Annotated in this window: 12 protein-coding genes and 1 riboswitch; of the genes, 2 read left to right on the top strand and 10 right to left on the bottom strand. The window is 72.9% G+C overall.

What is annotated here, in order from left to right:
* Positions 1-11: 11 nt before the first annotated feature.
* The 10 genes from cobI to ACH47Z_RS00300 form a co-directional block, all read right to left on the bottom strand.
* A complete protein-coding gene (cobI, locus tag ACH47Z_RS00345; protein WP_399068874.1) occupies positions 12-743 on the bottom strand; it encodes a precorrin-2 C(20)-methyltransferase in 732 nt (243 codons plus the stop codon).
* Positions 740-2,089, bottom strand: coding sequence for a cobyrinate a,c-diamide synthase (locus ACH47Z_RS00340; protein ID WP_399068872.1), 1,350 nt, complete (start codon positions 2,087-2,089; stop codon positions 740-742). The genes cobI and ACH47Z_RS00340 overlap by 4 nt, the downstream gene beginning before the upstream one ends.
* On the bottom strand, positions 2,089-2,697 hold the full coding sequence (cobO, locus tag ACH47Z_RS00335; protein WP_399068870.1) for a cob(I)yrinic acid a,c-diamide adenosyltransferase: 609 nt from the start codon (positions 2,695-2,697) through the stop codon (positions 2,089-2,091). The genes ACH47Z_RS00340 and cobO overlap by 1 nt, the downstream gene beginning before the upstream one ends.
* On the bottom strand, positions 2,697-4,700 hold the full coding sequence (locus ACH47Z_RS00330; RefSeq protein ID WP_399068868.1) for a putative cobaltochelatase: 2,004 nt from the start codon (positions 4,698-4,700) through the stop codon (positions 2,697-2,699). The genes cobO and ACH47Z_RS00330 overlap by 1 nt, the downstream gene beginning before the upstream one ends.
* Positions 4,697-8,350 (bottom strand): cobaltochelatase subunit CobN, encoded by a 3,654-nt coding sequence (gene cobN / locus ACH47Z_RS00325; RefSeq protein ID WP_399068866.1) that lies wholly within the window; start codon positions 8,348-8,350, stop codon positions 4,697-4,699. The genes ACH47Z_RS00330 and cobN overlap by 4 nt, the downstream gene beginning before the upstream one ends.
* Positions 8,347-9,855 (bottom strand): cobyric acid synthase, encoded by a 1,509-nt coding sequence (locus ACH47Z_RS00320; protein ID WP_399068864.1) that lies wholly within the window; start codon positions 9,853-9,855, stop codon positions 8,347-8,349. Before ACH47Z_RS00320 ends, cobN begins: the two co-directional genes overlap by 4 nt.
* Positions 9,852-10,814, bottom strand: a complete 963-nt coding sequence (locus ACH47Z_RS00315) for a cobalamin biosynthesis protein (protein ID WP_399068862.1) — start codon at positions 10,812-10,814, stop codon at positions 9,852-9,854. Before ACH47Z_RS00315 ends, ACH47Z_RS00320 begins: the two co-directional genes overlap by 4 nt.
* Before the next feature lie 97 nt (positions 10,815-10,911).
* Positions 10,912-11,054, bottom strand: a riboswitch (cobalamin riboswitch).
* A 142-nt stretch (positions 11,055-11,196) separates the two neighbouring features.
* The gene (locus ACH47Z_RS00310) at positions 11,197-11,424 is read right to left on the bottom strand and encodes a hypothetical protein (RefSeq protein WP_399068860.1); all 228 of its coding nucleotides are present in this window, start codon (positions 11,422-11,424) and stop codon (positions 11,197-11,199) included.
* Positions 11,425-11,455: 31 nt separating this feature from the next.
* Positions 11,456-12,715, bottom strand: coding sequence for an anion permease (locus ACH47Z_RS00305; RefSeq protein ID WP_399068858.1), 1,260 nt, complete (start codon positions 12,713-12,715; stop codon positions 11,456-11,458).
* Positions 12,716-12,868: 153 nt separating this feature from the next.
* Entirely contained in the window at positions 12,869-13,624 is a 756-nt protein-coding gene (locus ACH47Z_RS00300) for a lysozyme (protein WP_399068856.1), read from the bottom strand.
* 474 nt (positions 13,625-14,098) lie between these two features.
* Here ACH47Z_RS00300 and ACH47Z_RS00295 point away from each other — a divergent pair, with 474 nt between their 5' ends.
* Together ACH47Z_RS00295 and ACH47Z_RS00290 are read left to right on the top strand one after the other, a co-directional pair.
* Entirely contained in the window at positions 14,099-14,761 is a 663-nt protein-coding gene (locus ACH47Z_RS00295; protein ID WP_399068855.1) for a class II aldolase/adducin family protein, read from the top strand.
* A 155-nt stretch (positions 14,762-14,916) separates the two neighbouring features.
* Positions 14,917-16,044, top strand: a complete 1,128-nt coding sequence (locus ACH47Z_RS00290) for an alpha/beta hydrolase (protein ID WP_399068853.1) — start codon at positions 14,917-14,919, stop codon at positions 16,042-16,044.
* Positions 16,045-16,377 lie beyond the last annotated feature (333 nt).

Below are 16,377 nucleotides of genomic sequence, written 5' to 3'. Positions count from 1 at the left end.
GAGGGGGCGGGTCACAGCTTCCCGCCCCGTCCGCCGTCCCGGCGCGGCGGCGCGATCAGCGTGGAGAGGTACGGCAGCGGCTCCCCGCCCAGCTCGGCGGCCGGCCGCACGGACTCCTCCGGCAGGCCCAGCGCCGCCCCCCACACGGCGTCCGCCAGCCGCCCGGTCTCCGCGAGCGCCTCGGCGACCTCGGCGGCCCGCCGCCCGAACTTGTACGCCACCACCGTCCCCGGCCCGGCCAGCGCGTCCTTGAGCACGGCGGACCCGGCCGTGACCGGTACGAGGGTCAGCGGCTCGGTGCCCTCGGTCAGCACGGCACCGGACCGGGCGGCGAGGTCCTGCATGGCGGTGATCCCGGGCACGGTCTCCACGACCACGTCCGGCAGCAGCTCCGCGATGGTCTGCGCGAGGTACGTGAACGTCGAGTACACGTTGGGATCGCCGATGGTGGCGAAGGCGACGGACGCGTGCCGCTTCAGCAGCCCGGCGACCCTGTCACCCGCCGCGTCCCAGGCGGCCTCCCGGCGCGCCCGGTCGGTCCGCTCGTTCAGCGCGAACACCACCCGGACGACCTTCTCCCGGGGCACGTAGTGCAACACGGTCGCCTCGGCCCGCCCCCGCTCACCGGTGTCCATGACGGGTACGACGACCACATCGGCGGCCCGCAGCGCGTTGACCCCCTTGACGGTCACCAGCTCCGGATCACCGGGACCGACCCCGACACCGATCAGCCTGCTGCTCATGACGTCCGGCACCTCTCCACGAACCGACGGGCGACACCGGGCTCGGACGCCCAGTGCGTGTGCAGATAACTCGCGTGCACGCCCTGCTGTACGAAACCTTCCACCCGCCGCGCGGGCGCCCGCACCCCCCAGGCGGGAGCCGCCCCGGCGCCGGGCTCCACGACCGTGCGATGAAACTCGTGCCCCCGCATCCGCGTCCCGGCGACGGCCAGCACACTGTCCCCGACGGCAACGGCGTCCCGATAGCCGAGGGTGAGCCGCTCCGTCATCCGCGCGGTGGCATCCAGCACCCCGCACATGGGCTGCCCGTCCAACTCCCGGCACAGATAGAGCAGTCCGGCACATTCGGCGGCCACGGGCGCGCCGCGCTCCGCGAGTCCGGCGACGGCCTTCCGCAACGTCTCGTTGGCGGACAGCTCACCGGCGTACACCTCGGGAAAACCGCCACCGATGACCAACCCGGCCGTTCCTTCGGGCAGTTGCTCGTCATGGAGGGGGTCGAAGACGACGGCTTCGGCACCGGCGGCGGTGAGGAGTTCGGTGTGCTCGGCGTAGGAGAAGGTGAAGGCGGGGCCACCGGCGACGGCGACGACGGGCGCTCGCTCCTCCGTCGTGGTGACAGGCGGTTCCCAAGGAGCACAGGACAACGCTCCCGCGCCCCGGGCCAGTCCCAGCAGAGCGTCGAGATCGCAGCCTTGCCCGACCTGAGCGGACATCGCCGCCACCGCGTCCACGGCATCGGTCCGTCGTTCGGCAACAGGTACCAGCCCAAGATGCCGCGAGGGTGTATCCACCTGGGCCACCCGCCGCAGCACACCCAGAACCGGCACACCGGCCGAGTCCAGCGCCTCCCGCAGCAACTCCTCATGCCGGTCGGACCCGACCTTGTTGAGGATCACACCCCCGACCCGCACCTCCGGATCCCAGGACGCGAACCCGTGCACCAGCGCCGCCACCGACCGCGACTGCGACGACGCGTCGACCACCAGCACCACCGGCGCCCGCAACAGCTTGGCGACATGGGCCGTGGAGGCCAGCTCACCTTCCCCCGCCGCCCCGTCGTACAGCCCCATCACACCCTCGACCACGGCCAGATCGCACCCGCGCGCCCCGTGCAGGAACAGCGGAGCGATCAGCTCCGGCCCGCACAGGTACGCGTCCAGGTTCCGCCCGGCCCGCCCGGTCGCGAGCGCGTGGTACCCGGGGTCGATGTAGTCCGGTCCGACCTTGTGCGGGGACACGGCGAGCCCCCGCGCGGCGAACGCGGCCATCAGCCCCGTGGCCACGGTGGTCTTGCCGCTGCCCGAGGAGGGCGCGGCGATGACCAGCCGTGGCACCGACGACATCACCACTCGATGCCCTTCTGGCCCTTCTGCCCCACATCCATGGGGTGCTTGACCTTGGACATGTCGGTGACCAGGTCGGCGAAGTCCACCAGCTTCTCCGGCGCGTTCCGCCCGGTGATGACGACGTGCTGGGTGCCCGGCCGGTCCCGCAGCACGGAGATCACCTCATCGGTGTCCACCCACCCCCAGTGCATCGGGTAGGCGAACTCGTCCAGCACGTACAGCCGGTACGTCTCGGCGGCCAGATCCCGCTTGACCTGCTCCCAGCCCTCCCGGGCCTTCTCCTCGTTGCTGAAGTTGTCCCCCTGAAGATCGCGCTGCACCCACGACCAGCCCTCGCCCATCTTGTGCCAGTCGACGGTGCCGCCCTCGCCGGAGGCACCGAGCACGCGCAGCGCGTTCTCCTCGCCGACCTTCCACTTCGCCGACTTGACGAACTGGAACACCCCGATCGGCCACCCCTGGTTCCAGGCGCGCAGCGCGAGCCCGAACGCGGCGGTCGACTTGCCCTTGCCGATCCCGGTGTGCACGACGACGAGCGGACGATTACGGCGCTGACGCGTCGTCAAACCGTCATCCGGCACCACACTTGGCTGTCCCTGCGGCATTAAGCGGCCCTCCTCGACGTCCCCTGCACATCCCTCACGAGCCCGGCGATCGAATCCGCCCGCAGCTCGTCCAGCGTGACGGCCGTACCGCCCAGCTCACCCGCGAGCTGCCCGGCCAGCCCCAGCCGCACCGGCCCCGACTCGCAGTCCACGACCACCGAGGCGACCCCCTCGGCCGCGAACAGCCGAGCCGCCCGCCCCGCGAGCGCCACCGGCTCAGGCCCGCCCGTGGCCCGCCCATCGGTCACCACGACGACCAGCGCCCGCCGCGCCGGATCCCGCAGCCGCTCCACCCGCAGCACCTCGTGCGCCTTGAGCAGCCCGGCCGCCAGCGGCGTACGGCCACCCGTCGGCAGCGACTCCAGCCGTACGGCGGCGGCATCGACGGACGACGTCGGCGGCAGCGCGACATCGGCACCGGCCCCCCGGAAGGTCACCAGCCCCACCTTGTCCCGCCGCTGATAGGCGTCGAGCAGCAGTGACAGCACCGCACCCTTCACGGCGCTCATCCGCTGCCGCGCCGCCATCGAGCCGGAGGCGTCCACGACGAACAGCACGAGGTTGCCCTCGCGCCCCTCCCGGGTCGCCTGCCGCAGATCGTCCCGGCGGATCACCAGCCCCGGCCCGGACCGGCCCCGCGCCCGCTGGTGCGGGGCGGCGGCCTGCACGGTCGCGGCCAGATGCAGCTTGGTCAGCGTCCCCTGGGGCCGCCGGGACCCGGTGGTCCGCCCGTGCTCGGTCCGCGCCCGCGAGCGCCGCCCGGCGGCACCCTCGCCGATCCCGGGCACGCTCAGCACCTTGGTCCGGAACGGCTCGGCGGCCCGTACGGCCGACTGCTCCCGCCCACCGGACGCCTGCGGCTCCCCGCCCTCACCGGCCTCGGGCCGCGCGGCGGCGTCCCCGTCGCCCTGGGGGCCGGAGCCGGGCGCGGGCTGCCCACCGCCGCCACCGGGACCGTCGGGGTCGGGGTCCTCGTCGCCCTGGGAGTCGTCCCCGGAGAACTGCTCCAGCGTCTCGTCCAGCTTGTCCTCGTCCAGACCCGGAGCGTCGAACGGGTTACGGCGCCTGCGGTGCGGCAGCGCGAGCAGCGCCGCCTGCCGCACGTCCTCGGCGAGCACGTCCGTCCGCCCGGCCCACGCGGCCAGCGCGGTCGCCGTACGCGCCATCACGATGTCGGCCCGCATGCCGTCCACCTCGAAGGCCGCACAGGTCGCCGCGATCTGCCGCAGCGCACCTTCGCCCAGCCGCACCTGCGGCAGCAACTCCCGTGCGGCCACGATCCGTTGGCGAACGACGGCCTCCTCGCCCGCCCACGTCGCGGCGAACCCGCCCGGATCGTCGTCGTACGCCAGCCGGCGCCGTACGACCTCCACCCGCTGGTCGGGCTCCCGCGAGGCGGCCACCTCGACGGTGAGCCCGAACCGGTCCAGCAACTGCGGCCGCAGCTCGCCCTCTTCGGGGTTCATGGTGCCGACGAGCAGGAAGCGCGCCGCGTGCCGCACGGAGACGCCCTCGCGCTCCACGTACGAGGCACCCATCGCCGCCGCGTCCAGCAGCAGGTCGACCAGGTGGTCGTGGAGGAGGTTGACCTCGTCGACGTAGAGGATGCCCCGGTGCGCGTCGGCCAGCAGACCCGGCTCGAACGCCTTCACACCCTCGGCGAGCGCCTGCTCGATGTCCAGCGCGCCGACCAGCCGGTCCTCGGAGGCGCCGACGGGCAGTTCGACCATCCGCGCCGGACGTGTCGTACCGGATGCCGCCTCGTGCGGACCGTCGGGACACCCGGGGTCCGGTGACCCGGGGGCGCACGAGAAGCGGCAGCCGGGCACGACGGCGACCTCCGGCAGCAACGCCGAAAGAGCCCGCACCGCCGTCGACTTGGCCGTGCCCTTCTCGCCGCGCACCAGCACACCGCCGACGGCGGGGCTGACCGCGTTCAGCAGCAGCGCGAGCCGCAGATCGTCCTGACCGACAACAGCCGTGAAAGGAAAGGGAGTCGTCACTGGTCGTCGCCCTCCAAGTCGCCTTCCAGCTCCAGGTAGGTGGCGCGCAGCCGCTCCAGCGTGTCCGCGTCCGGCTCGGCCCACAGCCCCCGGTCCGCCGCCTCCAGCAGCCGTTCGGTGATGCCGCGCAGCGCCCACGGGTTGGACTGCTTCATGAAGTCCCGGTTCTCCGGGTCGAAGACGTACTCCGCGCTGAGTTTCTCGTACATCCAGTCGTCGACGACCCCGGCCGTGGCGTCGTACCCGAAGAGGTAGTCGACGGTCGCCGCCATCTCGAAGGCGCCCTTGTAGCCGTGCCGGCGCATGGCGGCCATCCAGCGCGGGTTGACCACCCGGGCACGGAAGACGCGGTGCGTCTCCTCGCCCAGCGTGCGGGTCTTCACCTGGTCCGGTACGGCGGAATCACCCACGTAGGCCTCGGGGTTGACGCCCGTGAGGTGCCGGACCATCGCGACCATGCCGCCGTGGTACTGGAAGTAGTCGTCGGCGTCGACCAGGTCGTGCTCGCGGGTGTCGACGTTCTTCGCCGCCACCGCGATCCGCTTGAACGCGGTCTCCATGTCCCCGCGCGCCGCCCGCCCGTCGAGCCCGCGCCCGTAGGCGTAACCGCCCCAGACCGCGTACACCTCGGCGAGGTCGGCGTCGGAGCGCCAGTTGCGGGCGTCGATCAGCGGCAGCAGACCCGCGCCGTACGCGCCCGGCTTGGAGCCGAAGATACGGGCCGTGGCGCGCCGCCGGTCGCCGTGCTCGGCCGCGTCCTTCTCCACATGGGCCCGGACGTAGTTGGACTCGGCGGACTCGTCCAGCTCGGCCACCGTCCGCACCGCGTCATCGATCAGCCCGACCACATGCGGGAACGCGTCCCGGAAGAAGCCGGAGATACGGACCGTGACGTCGATGCGCGGCCGCCCCAGCTCCGCCAGGGGCACGATCTCGAAGCCCGTCACCCGGCGTGAGGCGTCGTCCCACACCGGACGGCAGCCCAGCAGCGCCAGGATCTCGGCGATGTCGTCACCCTGGGTGCGCATCGCGGACGTGCCCCAGACCGTCAGGCCGACCGACTTCGGGTACTCCCCGGTGTCCTGCAGATACCGTTGCACGAGCGAGTCGGCGAGCGACTGCCCGACCTCCCAACTCAGCCTGGACGGAATCGCCTTGGGGTCGACCGAGTAGAAGTTCCGGCCGGTCGGCAGGACGTTCACCAGGCCTCGGGTCGGCGAACCCGAGGGGCCCGCCGGGACGTAACCGCCGTCCAGCGCCCGCAGGATGTGCCCGATCTCGTCCGTGGTCCGCGCGAGCCGGGGTACGACCTCATCGCAGGCGAATTCCAACACCGCTACGGCGTCCGGGAGTTCGGTTCGCAGCGCGTCCCGCAGGACGGTCGGTACGGCCGTTCGCTCCCACGCCCGTTCCTCCATGCCCTCGGCGATCCGTCGGCACAGCTGCTCCAGCAGGTCGATCGCGTCGGCGGCCGTACGGGAGGGACCCTTGACCAGGTCCGTCAGCTCGACCGGAACCTTCACCGGCGCGCCCGGCTCGGTCAGCAACTCCTTCTCGACCAGCCCGAAATGAGCGGCGAGGCAGGCCCTCAGCCCCGGCAGCGCGTTCGCCCGGCCGCCCCACACCTGGGACGCCCGCAGCACGGCCAGCACCAGGTTCACGCGCGGCTCGCCGACCGGACCGCCGCCCAGAACGTGTAGCCCGTCGCGGATCTGCACGTCCTTGATCTCGCACAGATAGCCGTCGATGTGCATGACGAACTCGTCGAAGTCGTCGTCGCCCGGCTGCTCGTCCACATGCAGGTCGTGGTGGAGTTCGGCCGCCTTGACCAGCGTCCAGATCTGGGCGCGCACCGCCGGGGCCTTCGTCGGGTCCAGGTCGGAGACGAGCGCGTACTCGTCGAGGAGCTGTTCCAGCTTGGCCAGGTCGCCGTAGGTGTCGGCGCGCGCCATCGGCGGTACCAGGTGGTCGACCACCGTGGCGTGCCCGCGCCGCTTGGCCTGGGTGCCCTCGCCGGGGTCGTTCACGATGAACGGGTAGATGAGGGGGAGGTCACCGAGGACCGCGTCCGGCGCGCAACCGCCGGACAGCCCCAGCCCCTTGCCCGGCAGCCACTCCATCGTGCCGTGCTTGCCCATGTGCACGATCGCGTCCGCGCCGAAGCTGTTCTCCAGCCAGCGGTAGGCGGCCATGTAGTGGTGCGACGGCGGCATGTCGGGGTCGTGGTAGATCGCGATCGGGTTCTCCCCGAAGCCGCGCGGCGGCTGGATCATCACCACGACGTTCCCGAACTGGAGGGAGGCGAGGACGATGTCGTCGCCGTCGACGTACAGGCTGCCCGGCGGCTCGCCCCACGCCTCCAGCATCGCGTCCCGCAGCCTCGGGTCGAGCTTGTCGAACCACGCCCGGTAGTCCGCCAGCGGCACCCGGGCGGGCGCGGCCGCCAGCTGCTCCTCCGTGAGCCACTCGACGTCGTGGCCGCCGGCCGCGATCAGCCGATGGATCAACTCATCACCCTCGGAGGGGTATTCGGTAAGCCCGTACCCGGCGTCCCGCAGTGCGTCGAGCACCCGTACCGCCGACGCGGGCGTGTCCAGGCCGACCGCGTTGCCGACGCGGGAGTGCTTGGTCGGGTACGCGGTGAAGACCAGCGCGATCTTCTTCTCCGCGTTCGGCTTGTGCTTCAACTGCGCGTGCCGTACGGCGATTCCGGCGACCCGGTGCGCCCGCTCGGGGTCGGCGACGTACACCGGGACCTCGTCCGTGCCCTGCTCCTTGAAGGAGAAGGGCACGGTGATCAGTCGGCCGTCGAACTCCGGGATCGCGACCTGCATCGCGGCGTCCATGGGGGACAGGGCGGCGTCCGACTCGTCCCAGGTCTGCTTCGACGAGGTGAGGCAAAGTCCTTGCAGGACGGGGATGTCGAGGTCGGCGAGCGCGCCGATGTCCCACGCCTCCTCGTCGCCGCCCGCCGAGGCCTGGGAGGCGTGCGTGCCGCCGGCCGCGAGCACGGTGGCGACCAGCGCGTCGGCCCGGCCCAGCAGCTCGTACAGCCCGGCGTCCGCACCGCGCAGCGAACCGCAGTACACGGGAAGGGCGTTGGCGCCCCGCGCCTCGATCGCGTCGCACAGGGTGTCCACGAAGGCGGTGTTGCCGCTCAGCTCGTGCGCCCGGTAGAAGAGCACGCCCACGGTCGGCCGGCCGTCCCGTACTTCACAGGAGCCGTGGACGCCGTACGCCGGCATCGCGCGCGGCTCCTCGAAACCCTCACCGGTCAGCAGCACGGTGTCCGACAGGAACCGGGACAGCTCCAGCAGGTTCGCCGGGCCGCCCTCGACCAGGTACCGCAGCGCCTCCGCCACCACACCGGCGGGCACCGACGACTCGGCCATCAGCTCCGCGTCCGGCACGGCCTCGCCGCCCAGCAGCACGGTCGGGATGCCGGACGCCTTCAACGCGGCCAGCCCGTCCTCCCAGGCGCGCTTGCCGCCCAGCAGCCGCACGACGGCCAGGTCAGCGCCCTGAACGAGGCCCGGCAGTTCGGCGGCGACGTCCACCCGGGTCGGATTGCCGATGCGGTAGTCCGCGCCGGAGGCCCGCGCCGCCAGCAGATCCGTGTCGGCGGTGGACAACAACAACACTGTGCTCATGCGGGCGCTCCCGGTGGGATGAAAGGCAGTCCTTGCGGCGCGCCCGACTCGATGAGCCGCCAGAGCGCGTCCGTGTCCGCGTGCTGTTCGATCAGGTCGCCGAGCCGGTCGAGCTGCTCCTCGCGCAGCGCGGCGAAGGAGGTGTCCGGCGCGGGCACGAAGCGGCGGCCCGCGGCGGCGGCCACCTCGCGCAGGAAGGCCCGCCGGAAGCCGTCCGACTCCAGCGAGCCGTGCCAGTGGGTGCCCCAGGTCTGCCCGACCCGGCAGCCGTCCAGGAAGGGGACTCCGCCGTCGACTTCGGCGACGCCGTGATGGATCTCGTACCCCTCGACCCGCTCGCCGAGCGCCTCGCCGGCCGGCCGGGTCAGGGTCTTCTCACGGGCGAACCGCACCCGTACCGGCAGCACCCCGAGCCCGGGGACCGCACCGGCGCGCGACTCGACCTCGTCCTCGATGTGCTCACCGAGGATCTGGAAACCGCCGCAGACACCGAGAACGGGCCGGCCTTCCGAGGCCCTTCTGACGAGCGCGTCGGCCAGCCCCCGCTCCCGCAGCCACTCCAGTGCCCGCACGGTCCCGCGCGTGCCCGGTACGACGACCAGGTCCGCGTCGGCCAGCTCCTCCGGGCGGTCCACGAACCGCACCACGACACCCGGTTCGGCGGCGAGGGCGTCCACGTCGGTGAAGTTGGACATCAGCGGGATCGCGCACACGGCGACCCGCAGCACGTCCTCGCCGACCGGCGGAGCCACGGCGGACTCGCGGACAGCCCCGCGCAGCGACACATGAAGCCCGTCCTCCTCGTCGATGCCGAGCCCGTGCCGGAACGGCAGTACGCCGTAGGTACGCCGCCCGGTGAGACCCCGGAGCATCTCCAACCCCGGCTCCAGCAGCGAGACATCGCCCCGGAACCTGTTCACCAGGAACCCGGCGATCAGCTCCTGGTCCTCGGGCGAGAGCAGGGCGACGGTGCCGAAGAAGGAGGCGAAGACGCCCCCGCGGTCGATGTCTCCCACCACCAGCACGGGCAGCCGCGCGTTGCGGGCGATCCCCATGTTCACGATGTCCGTGCGCCGCAGGTTGATCTCCGCCGGCGACCCGGCCCCCTCACAGATCACCGCGTCATACGTGCCCCGCAACTCGGCCAGGCAGTCCAGCACGGTGCCGAGCAGCTTCTGCTGACGCCCGCCGTGGTAGCCGCGCGCGCTCAGTTCGCCCACCGGCTTGCCCAGCAGCACCACCTGGCTGCTCTGCTCGCCGCCGGGCTTGAGCAGCACGGGGTTCATCAGAGCGGTCGGCTCGACCCGGCAGGCCTGGGCCTGCATGGCCTGGGCCCGGCCGATCTCCGCGCCCTCCCGGGTCACGAAGGAGTTGAGCGACATGTTCTGCGCCTTGAACGGCGCGACCTTCACGCCCTGGCGCACCAGCCACCGGCAGATCCCGGCCGTCACGACGCTCTTGCCGGCGTCGGAGGTGGTGCCGGCGACGAGGAGTCCCCCGTTCACTTCCCACGTCCCTTCAGACCCTTGACGCTTGTGACGAGGAGGCGCGCGGCGACCGTGGTGCCGAGCGCGAGCAGGCCGACGCGGCGGGAGAGCCGTACGGCCCGGTCGATGTCGGTGACCCGGACCGCCCGGCCGGTGTCCCCGCCCAGGACGGGCCGGTGCTCGACGCGGCCGCCGTACGAGAGCGTCCCGCCCAGGCGCACGCCGAGCGCGCCCGCGAACGAGGCCTCCACGGGCCCGGCGTTGGGGCTCGGATGCTTGCGGGCGTCCGTCCGCCAGGCGCGCAGGGCACCGCGCGGGTCGGGTCCGGCCACGGCGGCGAGTACGGCGGTCAGCCGGGCCCCCGGCCAGCCGGCCACGTCGTCGAGGCGGGCGGAGGCCCAGCCGTAGCGCCGGTAGCGGGGGGATGTGTGACCCACCATCGCGTCCAGGGTGTTGACCGCCCGGAACCCGAGCAGCCCCGGCACCCCGGCCACCGCACCCCACACCAGCGCGCCCACCACGGCGTCGGAGGTGTTCTCGGCGACGGACTCGACCACGGCCCGGGCGATCCCGTCGGCGTCCAGCGCCTGCGGGTCCCGGCCGCACAGATGCGGCAGCCGCTCCCGGGCCGCCTCGACGTCCCCGCGCTCCAAGGCCTGCCCGATCGTGCGGGCCTCGCGCGCGAGCGATGTGCCGCCGACGACCGACCAGACGGCGGCGGCGGTCAGCGCGGCGGAGGCGGCGGGGGAGGGGCGTACGGCGCGTGCGGCGACCGTGCCGAGTGCGACGGCGCCACCCGCGCACACCACGGTGTGCAGCGTGCCCCAGCCGCGGTGGTCGCGCCACAACGCGCCTTCCACGGCCGTGGCCGCCCGCCCGAACACGGCGACCGGATGCCCGCGGCGCGGATCGCCGAGGAGCAGATCACCGAGAAGGCCGGCGGCGGCGCCGTACGCGTAGGAGCGATCGGCACCCATGGGCTCAGCCGGCCGTGGGTACAGGAGCGGGCCTGGTACGGGTCCTTCGGCAGCCGGGCATGGCGATCGATGTCCTCACTCAGGGTGTCCGCGCCCTGGTTCGACGAGATTCGGCGGTGAGAGTTCCTGGCTCCCGGGGGTTCTTCCCCGGTGACAGTGGCGGGACCGCGCCGGATTCGCACCGACTTCCTCTCCTGCCGCCGTACATGGCCTGGGCAGTCCACCACGCGCCCGGAACGGCCGTCAACTTGCCGTTGACCTGCAGGGGGAGAGTGTGCCGATCCCCACATCGCGGGGCGCCCGTGACCTCTGGGTATGGCGAAGGCTCCCCTCTGTCCAGGAGAGAGGGGAGCCTTCGTGGTGCCGGGTTCGTGGCGCTCGGTCAGACCTTGGCCACGATCAGGTAGATGCCGTACGCCACCGCCGCCGCGCAGGCCGCGAAGCAGACGTAGGCGCCGGTGACGGCGAGGGCCGCGGAGTCGCCCTGGGCCGCCGCCTTCTCGCGCCGGGCCAGGCCGTTGACGCCGAGGGTGAACAGGGCCACCAGGCCCACCGTGACCGCGAGGCTGACGCCGAAGACGGAGCCGATGGCCGACCAGTCGATCTTCATGATGCTTCCTTGGGTAACCGGATGGCCGGGGTCAGACGGTGGCGGCCGGCGGAGTGGCCGAGGTGGCCGGGGCCGCGGGTTCGGCGGCGGCCGGGGAGGGGATGGTGGCCGTCAGGTCCTCGCCGATCGTGCCCGCCGGGGGCGGGGTGACGGCGGCGATGGCGGTGGTCACCACACCGGCCGGCTCCTCGGTCTCCGCCACGACGTTGGTGTGGTCGACGACCTCGCGGCGGGAGAGCTTCCAGATCGTGGCGCTCGCGGCGACCAGGAAGACGGCGACGACGGCGGTGCCCCAGTCACCGAGGTCCGTGACGGACTCGGCGCCCGCGCCGACCAGCGCGGCGGCCGGGAGGGTGAGGAGCCAGGCGACGACCATGCGGGTCGCGGTGGACCAGCGGACCACACCGCCCTTGCGGCCGAGGCCGGTACCCATCACCGCGCCGGAGACGACGTGCGTGGTGGAGAGCGAGAAGCCCAGGTGGGAGGAGGCCAGGATGGCGGTCGCGGCACTGGTCTGGGCGGCGAAGCCCTGGCGCGGCTCCAGGTCGGTCAGGCCCGTGCCCATGGTGCGGATGATGCGCCAGCCGCCGATGTAGGTGCCGAGCGCGATGGCCAGGCCCGCGGAGAGGATCACCCAGGTGGGAGGGTTCGAGCCCGGGGCGATGGAGCCGCCCGCGATCAGCGCGAGGGTGATGATGCCCATCGTCTTCTGGGCGTCGTTGGTGCCGTGGGCGAGGGAGACCAGGCCGGCGGAGGCGATCTGGCCGGCGCGGTAGCCCTTGCGGGTGGCCTCGCCCTCGTTCTTGCCGCCGATGCCGTAGGACAGGCGGGTGGACAGCATGGCCGCCAGACCCGCGACGAGCGGCGCGGCGACCGCCGGGAGCAGCACCTTGGTCACCAGCACGTCGCCGTGCACGGCACCGAAGCCGGCGGAGGCGACCGTGGCGCCGATCAGGCCGCCCATCAGGGCGTGCGAGGAACTCGACGGCAGGCCCACCAGCCAGGTCAGCAGGTTCCAGAGGATCGCGCCGACCAGGGCGGCGAAGATGACCTCGGGACGGATCCCCTTCTCGTCGACGAGACCCTTGGAGATCGTTTTCGCGACCTCCACGGAGAGGAAGGCGCCCACCAGGTTCAGGGCGGCCGACATGGCAACTGCGATCTTGGGCTTCAGGGCGCCTGTCGAGATGGTGGTGGCCATCGCGTTGGCGGTGTCGTGGAAACCGTTCGTGAAATCAAACGCGAGTGCGGTCACCACCACAATCGCGAGGATCAGCGAGAAGCTTTCCATTTACCCAGGCATTCGTTCGAGGTCATTGGCTGGACGAACGTAGGCAACCTGGATGAACGGAAGGTGAACTGAGACGGGCGTGGCGGTGTCTGAAGGGAGGGGGTGGGGTTCCGCTTGCCACTGTGTGTCGCCCGCGACCCAGGCGCCCCTTGGCTATCGGCCGCGCGCGAAGGTCCGCAGCCGGTCGGCCGACCCGTTGAAGAGATTCTGGTCACCCGGCAGCGTGCCCTCGGTGCCGTACTGCCAGAACGTCCAGTACCGCCAGCCGCCCGGCAGTGTCCCCGGGCCCGAGGTACCGTGCCGGGCGATCCACAGCGCGTGGCTGGAGGAGAACGCGCGGCTGTTGCCGGTGCAGAGCTTCCACCACTGGGTCGTCGTGTAGATCACCGGACGCCGCCCGGTCTCTTCCTTCACCTCGTCGCTGAAGTCCCGGATCCAGCGGACCATCATCGCCTTGCTCAGCCCGTAGCACTTCTGCTTCTTGCTGTACGGGTTGTACTCGATGTCGAGCGCGGGCGGCAGCGTCCAGCCGTCCGCCTGCCAGTCGCCGCCGTCGTGCACGAAGAACTGGGCCTGCGCGGCGCCGGAGGACTGGTCCGGCAGTGCGAAGTGGTACGCGCCCCGGAGCAGACCCGCCTCGCGTGCGCCGTTGTACTGCTCGTCGAAGTAGGGGTTGCGGTAGTCGGTCGCCTCGGTCGCCTTGACATAGACGAACCGCGCGCCGGTCTTCCTGGCGGACGCCCAGTCGACGTGCTCCTGATGCGAGGAGACGTCGTGCCCCCGGGGCCGGCTTTTGACCAGCGCCGGCGGCCCGGCCGCCGCGGCCGCGGGCGCCGCGAGGGCGAGCGCCGCCGAGGCCGCCGCGAGGACACCGGCGCGGCGACGGAAAAGAGTGCGTTCACTGGCCATGCGTCTCCCCGGGTCGGCGGACGAGCGGTCGTCCGACGGGCAAGAGGGATCATTCAAGGCCCGGCGATCACCGAATCAGCGCCACTTTCCGGCGATTCGCCCCGACTTCCGCCCGTTCGGCGGCTTCAGGGGCTTATGGGGCGGGGAGTGGGGCTGTGGTGGCCGGCTCCGATGGCTGGGGGCTTCGGGGGCTTCGGGGGCTTCGGTGGCTGCGCGGCTCGGAAGGCTCGGCGGCTTGGGGGCACGCCTTCCACGCACAACTGCTGGCCGGAAGCGACCGCCCACCCCTTTCCCGGCGGCCCCGGCTGGCAGGATCGCGGCATGGCTGAACAACGGCGGAACGTGGAGCGGGGACGGGTGACGGAGGGGCAGGGGGAGGGGCGGGCGTCGGAGGAGGAGGGGCGGGGGCCAATGGAGCAGGGGCGGGCTTCGGCAGAGCAGGGACGGGTGGCGGCGGGGCAGGGTCGGATCTCGATGGGAGAGGGAGGGGCGGCGGTGGAACAGGATCGGGCGTGGGTGGAGCTGGTCGCGGTGGCGCGGCGGACCGTCGCCGACGGGCTGGTGGTCGGCACCTCCGGCAACGTCTCGGTGCGCGTCGGGGACGTCGTGCTGGTCACCCCGTCGGGCGTCCCCTACGACCGGCTCACCCCGGACGACCTCACCGGCGTCGACCTCACCGGCCACCAGGTGCTCGGCACCCTGGTGCCGACCAGCGAGCTGCCCATGCACCTCGCCGTCTACCGCACGACCGACGCCCGCGCGATCGTCCACACCCACGCCGTACACGCGACGGCGGTCTCCACGCTCGTGCCCGAGCTGCCGCTGGTCCACTACATGGCCGCCGCCCTCGGCGGCCCCGTCCGGGTCGCCCCCTACGCCCCCTACGGCACCGACGAACTGGCCGAGAACATGCTCCGCGCCCTGGAGGGCCGCTCCGGCTGCCTGTTGCAGAACCACGGCACGATCACCTACGGCACCACCCTCGACCAGGCCTACGACCGCACCGCCCAGCTGGAGTGGATGTGCCGCCTGTGGCTGACGGCCTCCTCCGTACCGGGCCTGACCCCGTCCCTGCTGACGGAGACGCAGCTGGCGGAGGTGGGGGAGCGGTTGCGCGGGTACGGCCAACGGAAGTGACCCGCGCCACGCGGCCTGCGATCCACCACAACGGCGCCCAGCCACAACGCACGTACTGCTCAGCGGTGCCGACCCACCCTCCCCACGCCCCGACGGCTCGGCCCCGCCCACCCTCTCCGCTGGCCCACGGCCGCAACCCCCACGACACTGGACAGGTGCGCCCAGTCAGAGCGACCGCCACCGCAGTCACCGCTGTGCTCGCCGCCGGCGCGGCATCCGTCGCCGCCGGGCGGCTCGCCAGCGATGCCGCGCTGAAGGCGCCCGCAGGCCGCCCGCTGCCCACCGAACCCCGCCTCACCGTGCACGGCACGGCGGCCGGCCGCATCACGCTGACCCGCGATCTGGCCTCGCTGCGCCCCGGCACCTACGGCCTCGCCGGCAACGGCGCGCACGCGGTCGTCGGCCTCGTCCTGGACGCGGCGGAGCACAGCGCCGACACCGTCGTACGCCGCCTGGAACGCGTCACGCACGGCACCCTCACCCCCGGCGACCCGGTGTGGCTCACCCCGAACCTGTACGTCGGCAATCCGGACGCCGCCCTCGGCCTCGACCACGCCGACGTCGACGTACCCGGCGAACTCGGCAACCTGCCCGCCTGGTTCGTACCCGGGGCCCGGGACACCTGGGTGATCGCCGTACACGGCCTCGGCACCACCCGGGAACAGGCCATGAACCTCATGGCCCCCCTGCATTCCCGCCGGGTCCCGGTCCTCGCGCTCGCCTACCGCGGCGACCTCGGCGCCCCCCGCCCGCCGGACGGACTGAACCACCTCGGCGAGACCGAGTGGCGGGACGTGGACGCGGCGATCCGCTACGCCGTCCGCTACGGCGCCCGCCGCGTCGTCCTGCTCGGCTGGTCCACCGGCGCCACCATGGCCCTGCGCGCCGCCGAGCACTCCGCGGTGCGCGAGCGCATCGCCGGGCTCGTCCTCGACTCGCCGGTGCTGAGCTGGGAGGCCACGCTGCGCGCCCTCGCCCGGGCCCGGCACACCCCGCAGCCGCTGCTGCCGCTCGCTGTGCGGGCCGCGCAGGGCAGGACCGGCCTGTACGCCGACCGGGCCGCGCGGCCCACCGACCCCGACCTGCTCACCGTACCGACCCTGATCTTCCACGGCCCGGACGACGAGGTCGCCCCCTGGGAGTACTCCCGCCACCTCGCCACCCGCCGCCCGGACCTGGTCGCCCTGCACACCGTGGCACGAGCCCCGCACGGCGCGATGTGGAACGCCGACCCGCAGGAGTACCAGGAGCGCCTACGCCGCTTCATGACCCCCCTGGTGTGAAACACCCCCTGACCCCCGACCCGAGGGGCCACCACCACAAGCCCACCCCGGCCCCCGGCGACCCTGACATCTGGGCAACCCCCCCCGCCCCCGGAGCGGCAGCCACCGATCCCCCCGGCCTCCGGCCACCCTCATCCCGGCCACCCCTGGCCTCTGGCCATCCCCGCCCCCGGCGACCCCTGACCGTCTGGCCACCCCCGGCCCCCGGAGCGGTAGCCACCGATCTCCCCGGCCTCCGGCCACCCTCACCCTCTGGTCGCCCCCTCCCGGTCCTCGGTCGCCCCGGGTCCTCGGCCGCCCCTGGCCCCCGGCCATCCCCGGCCCCCGATCACC

This window comes from Streptomyces sp. NPDC020192, assembly GCF_044388685.1.
Taxonomy (GTDB): domain Bacteria; phylum Actinomycetota; class Actinomycetes; order Streptomycetales; family Streptomycetaceae; genus Streptomyces.
Note: the sequence above shows the minus strand (reverse complement) of the source record. Positions and strands in the feature narration are given on the sequence as shown.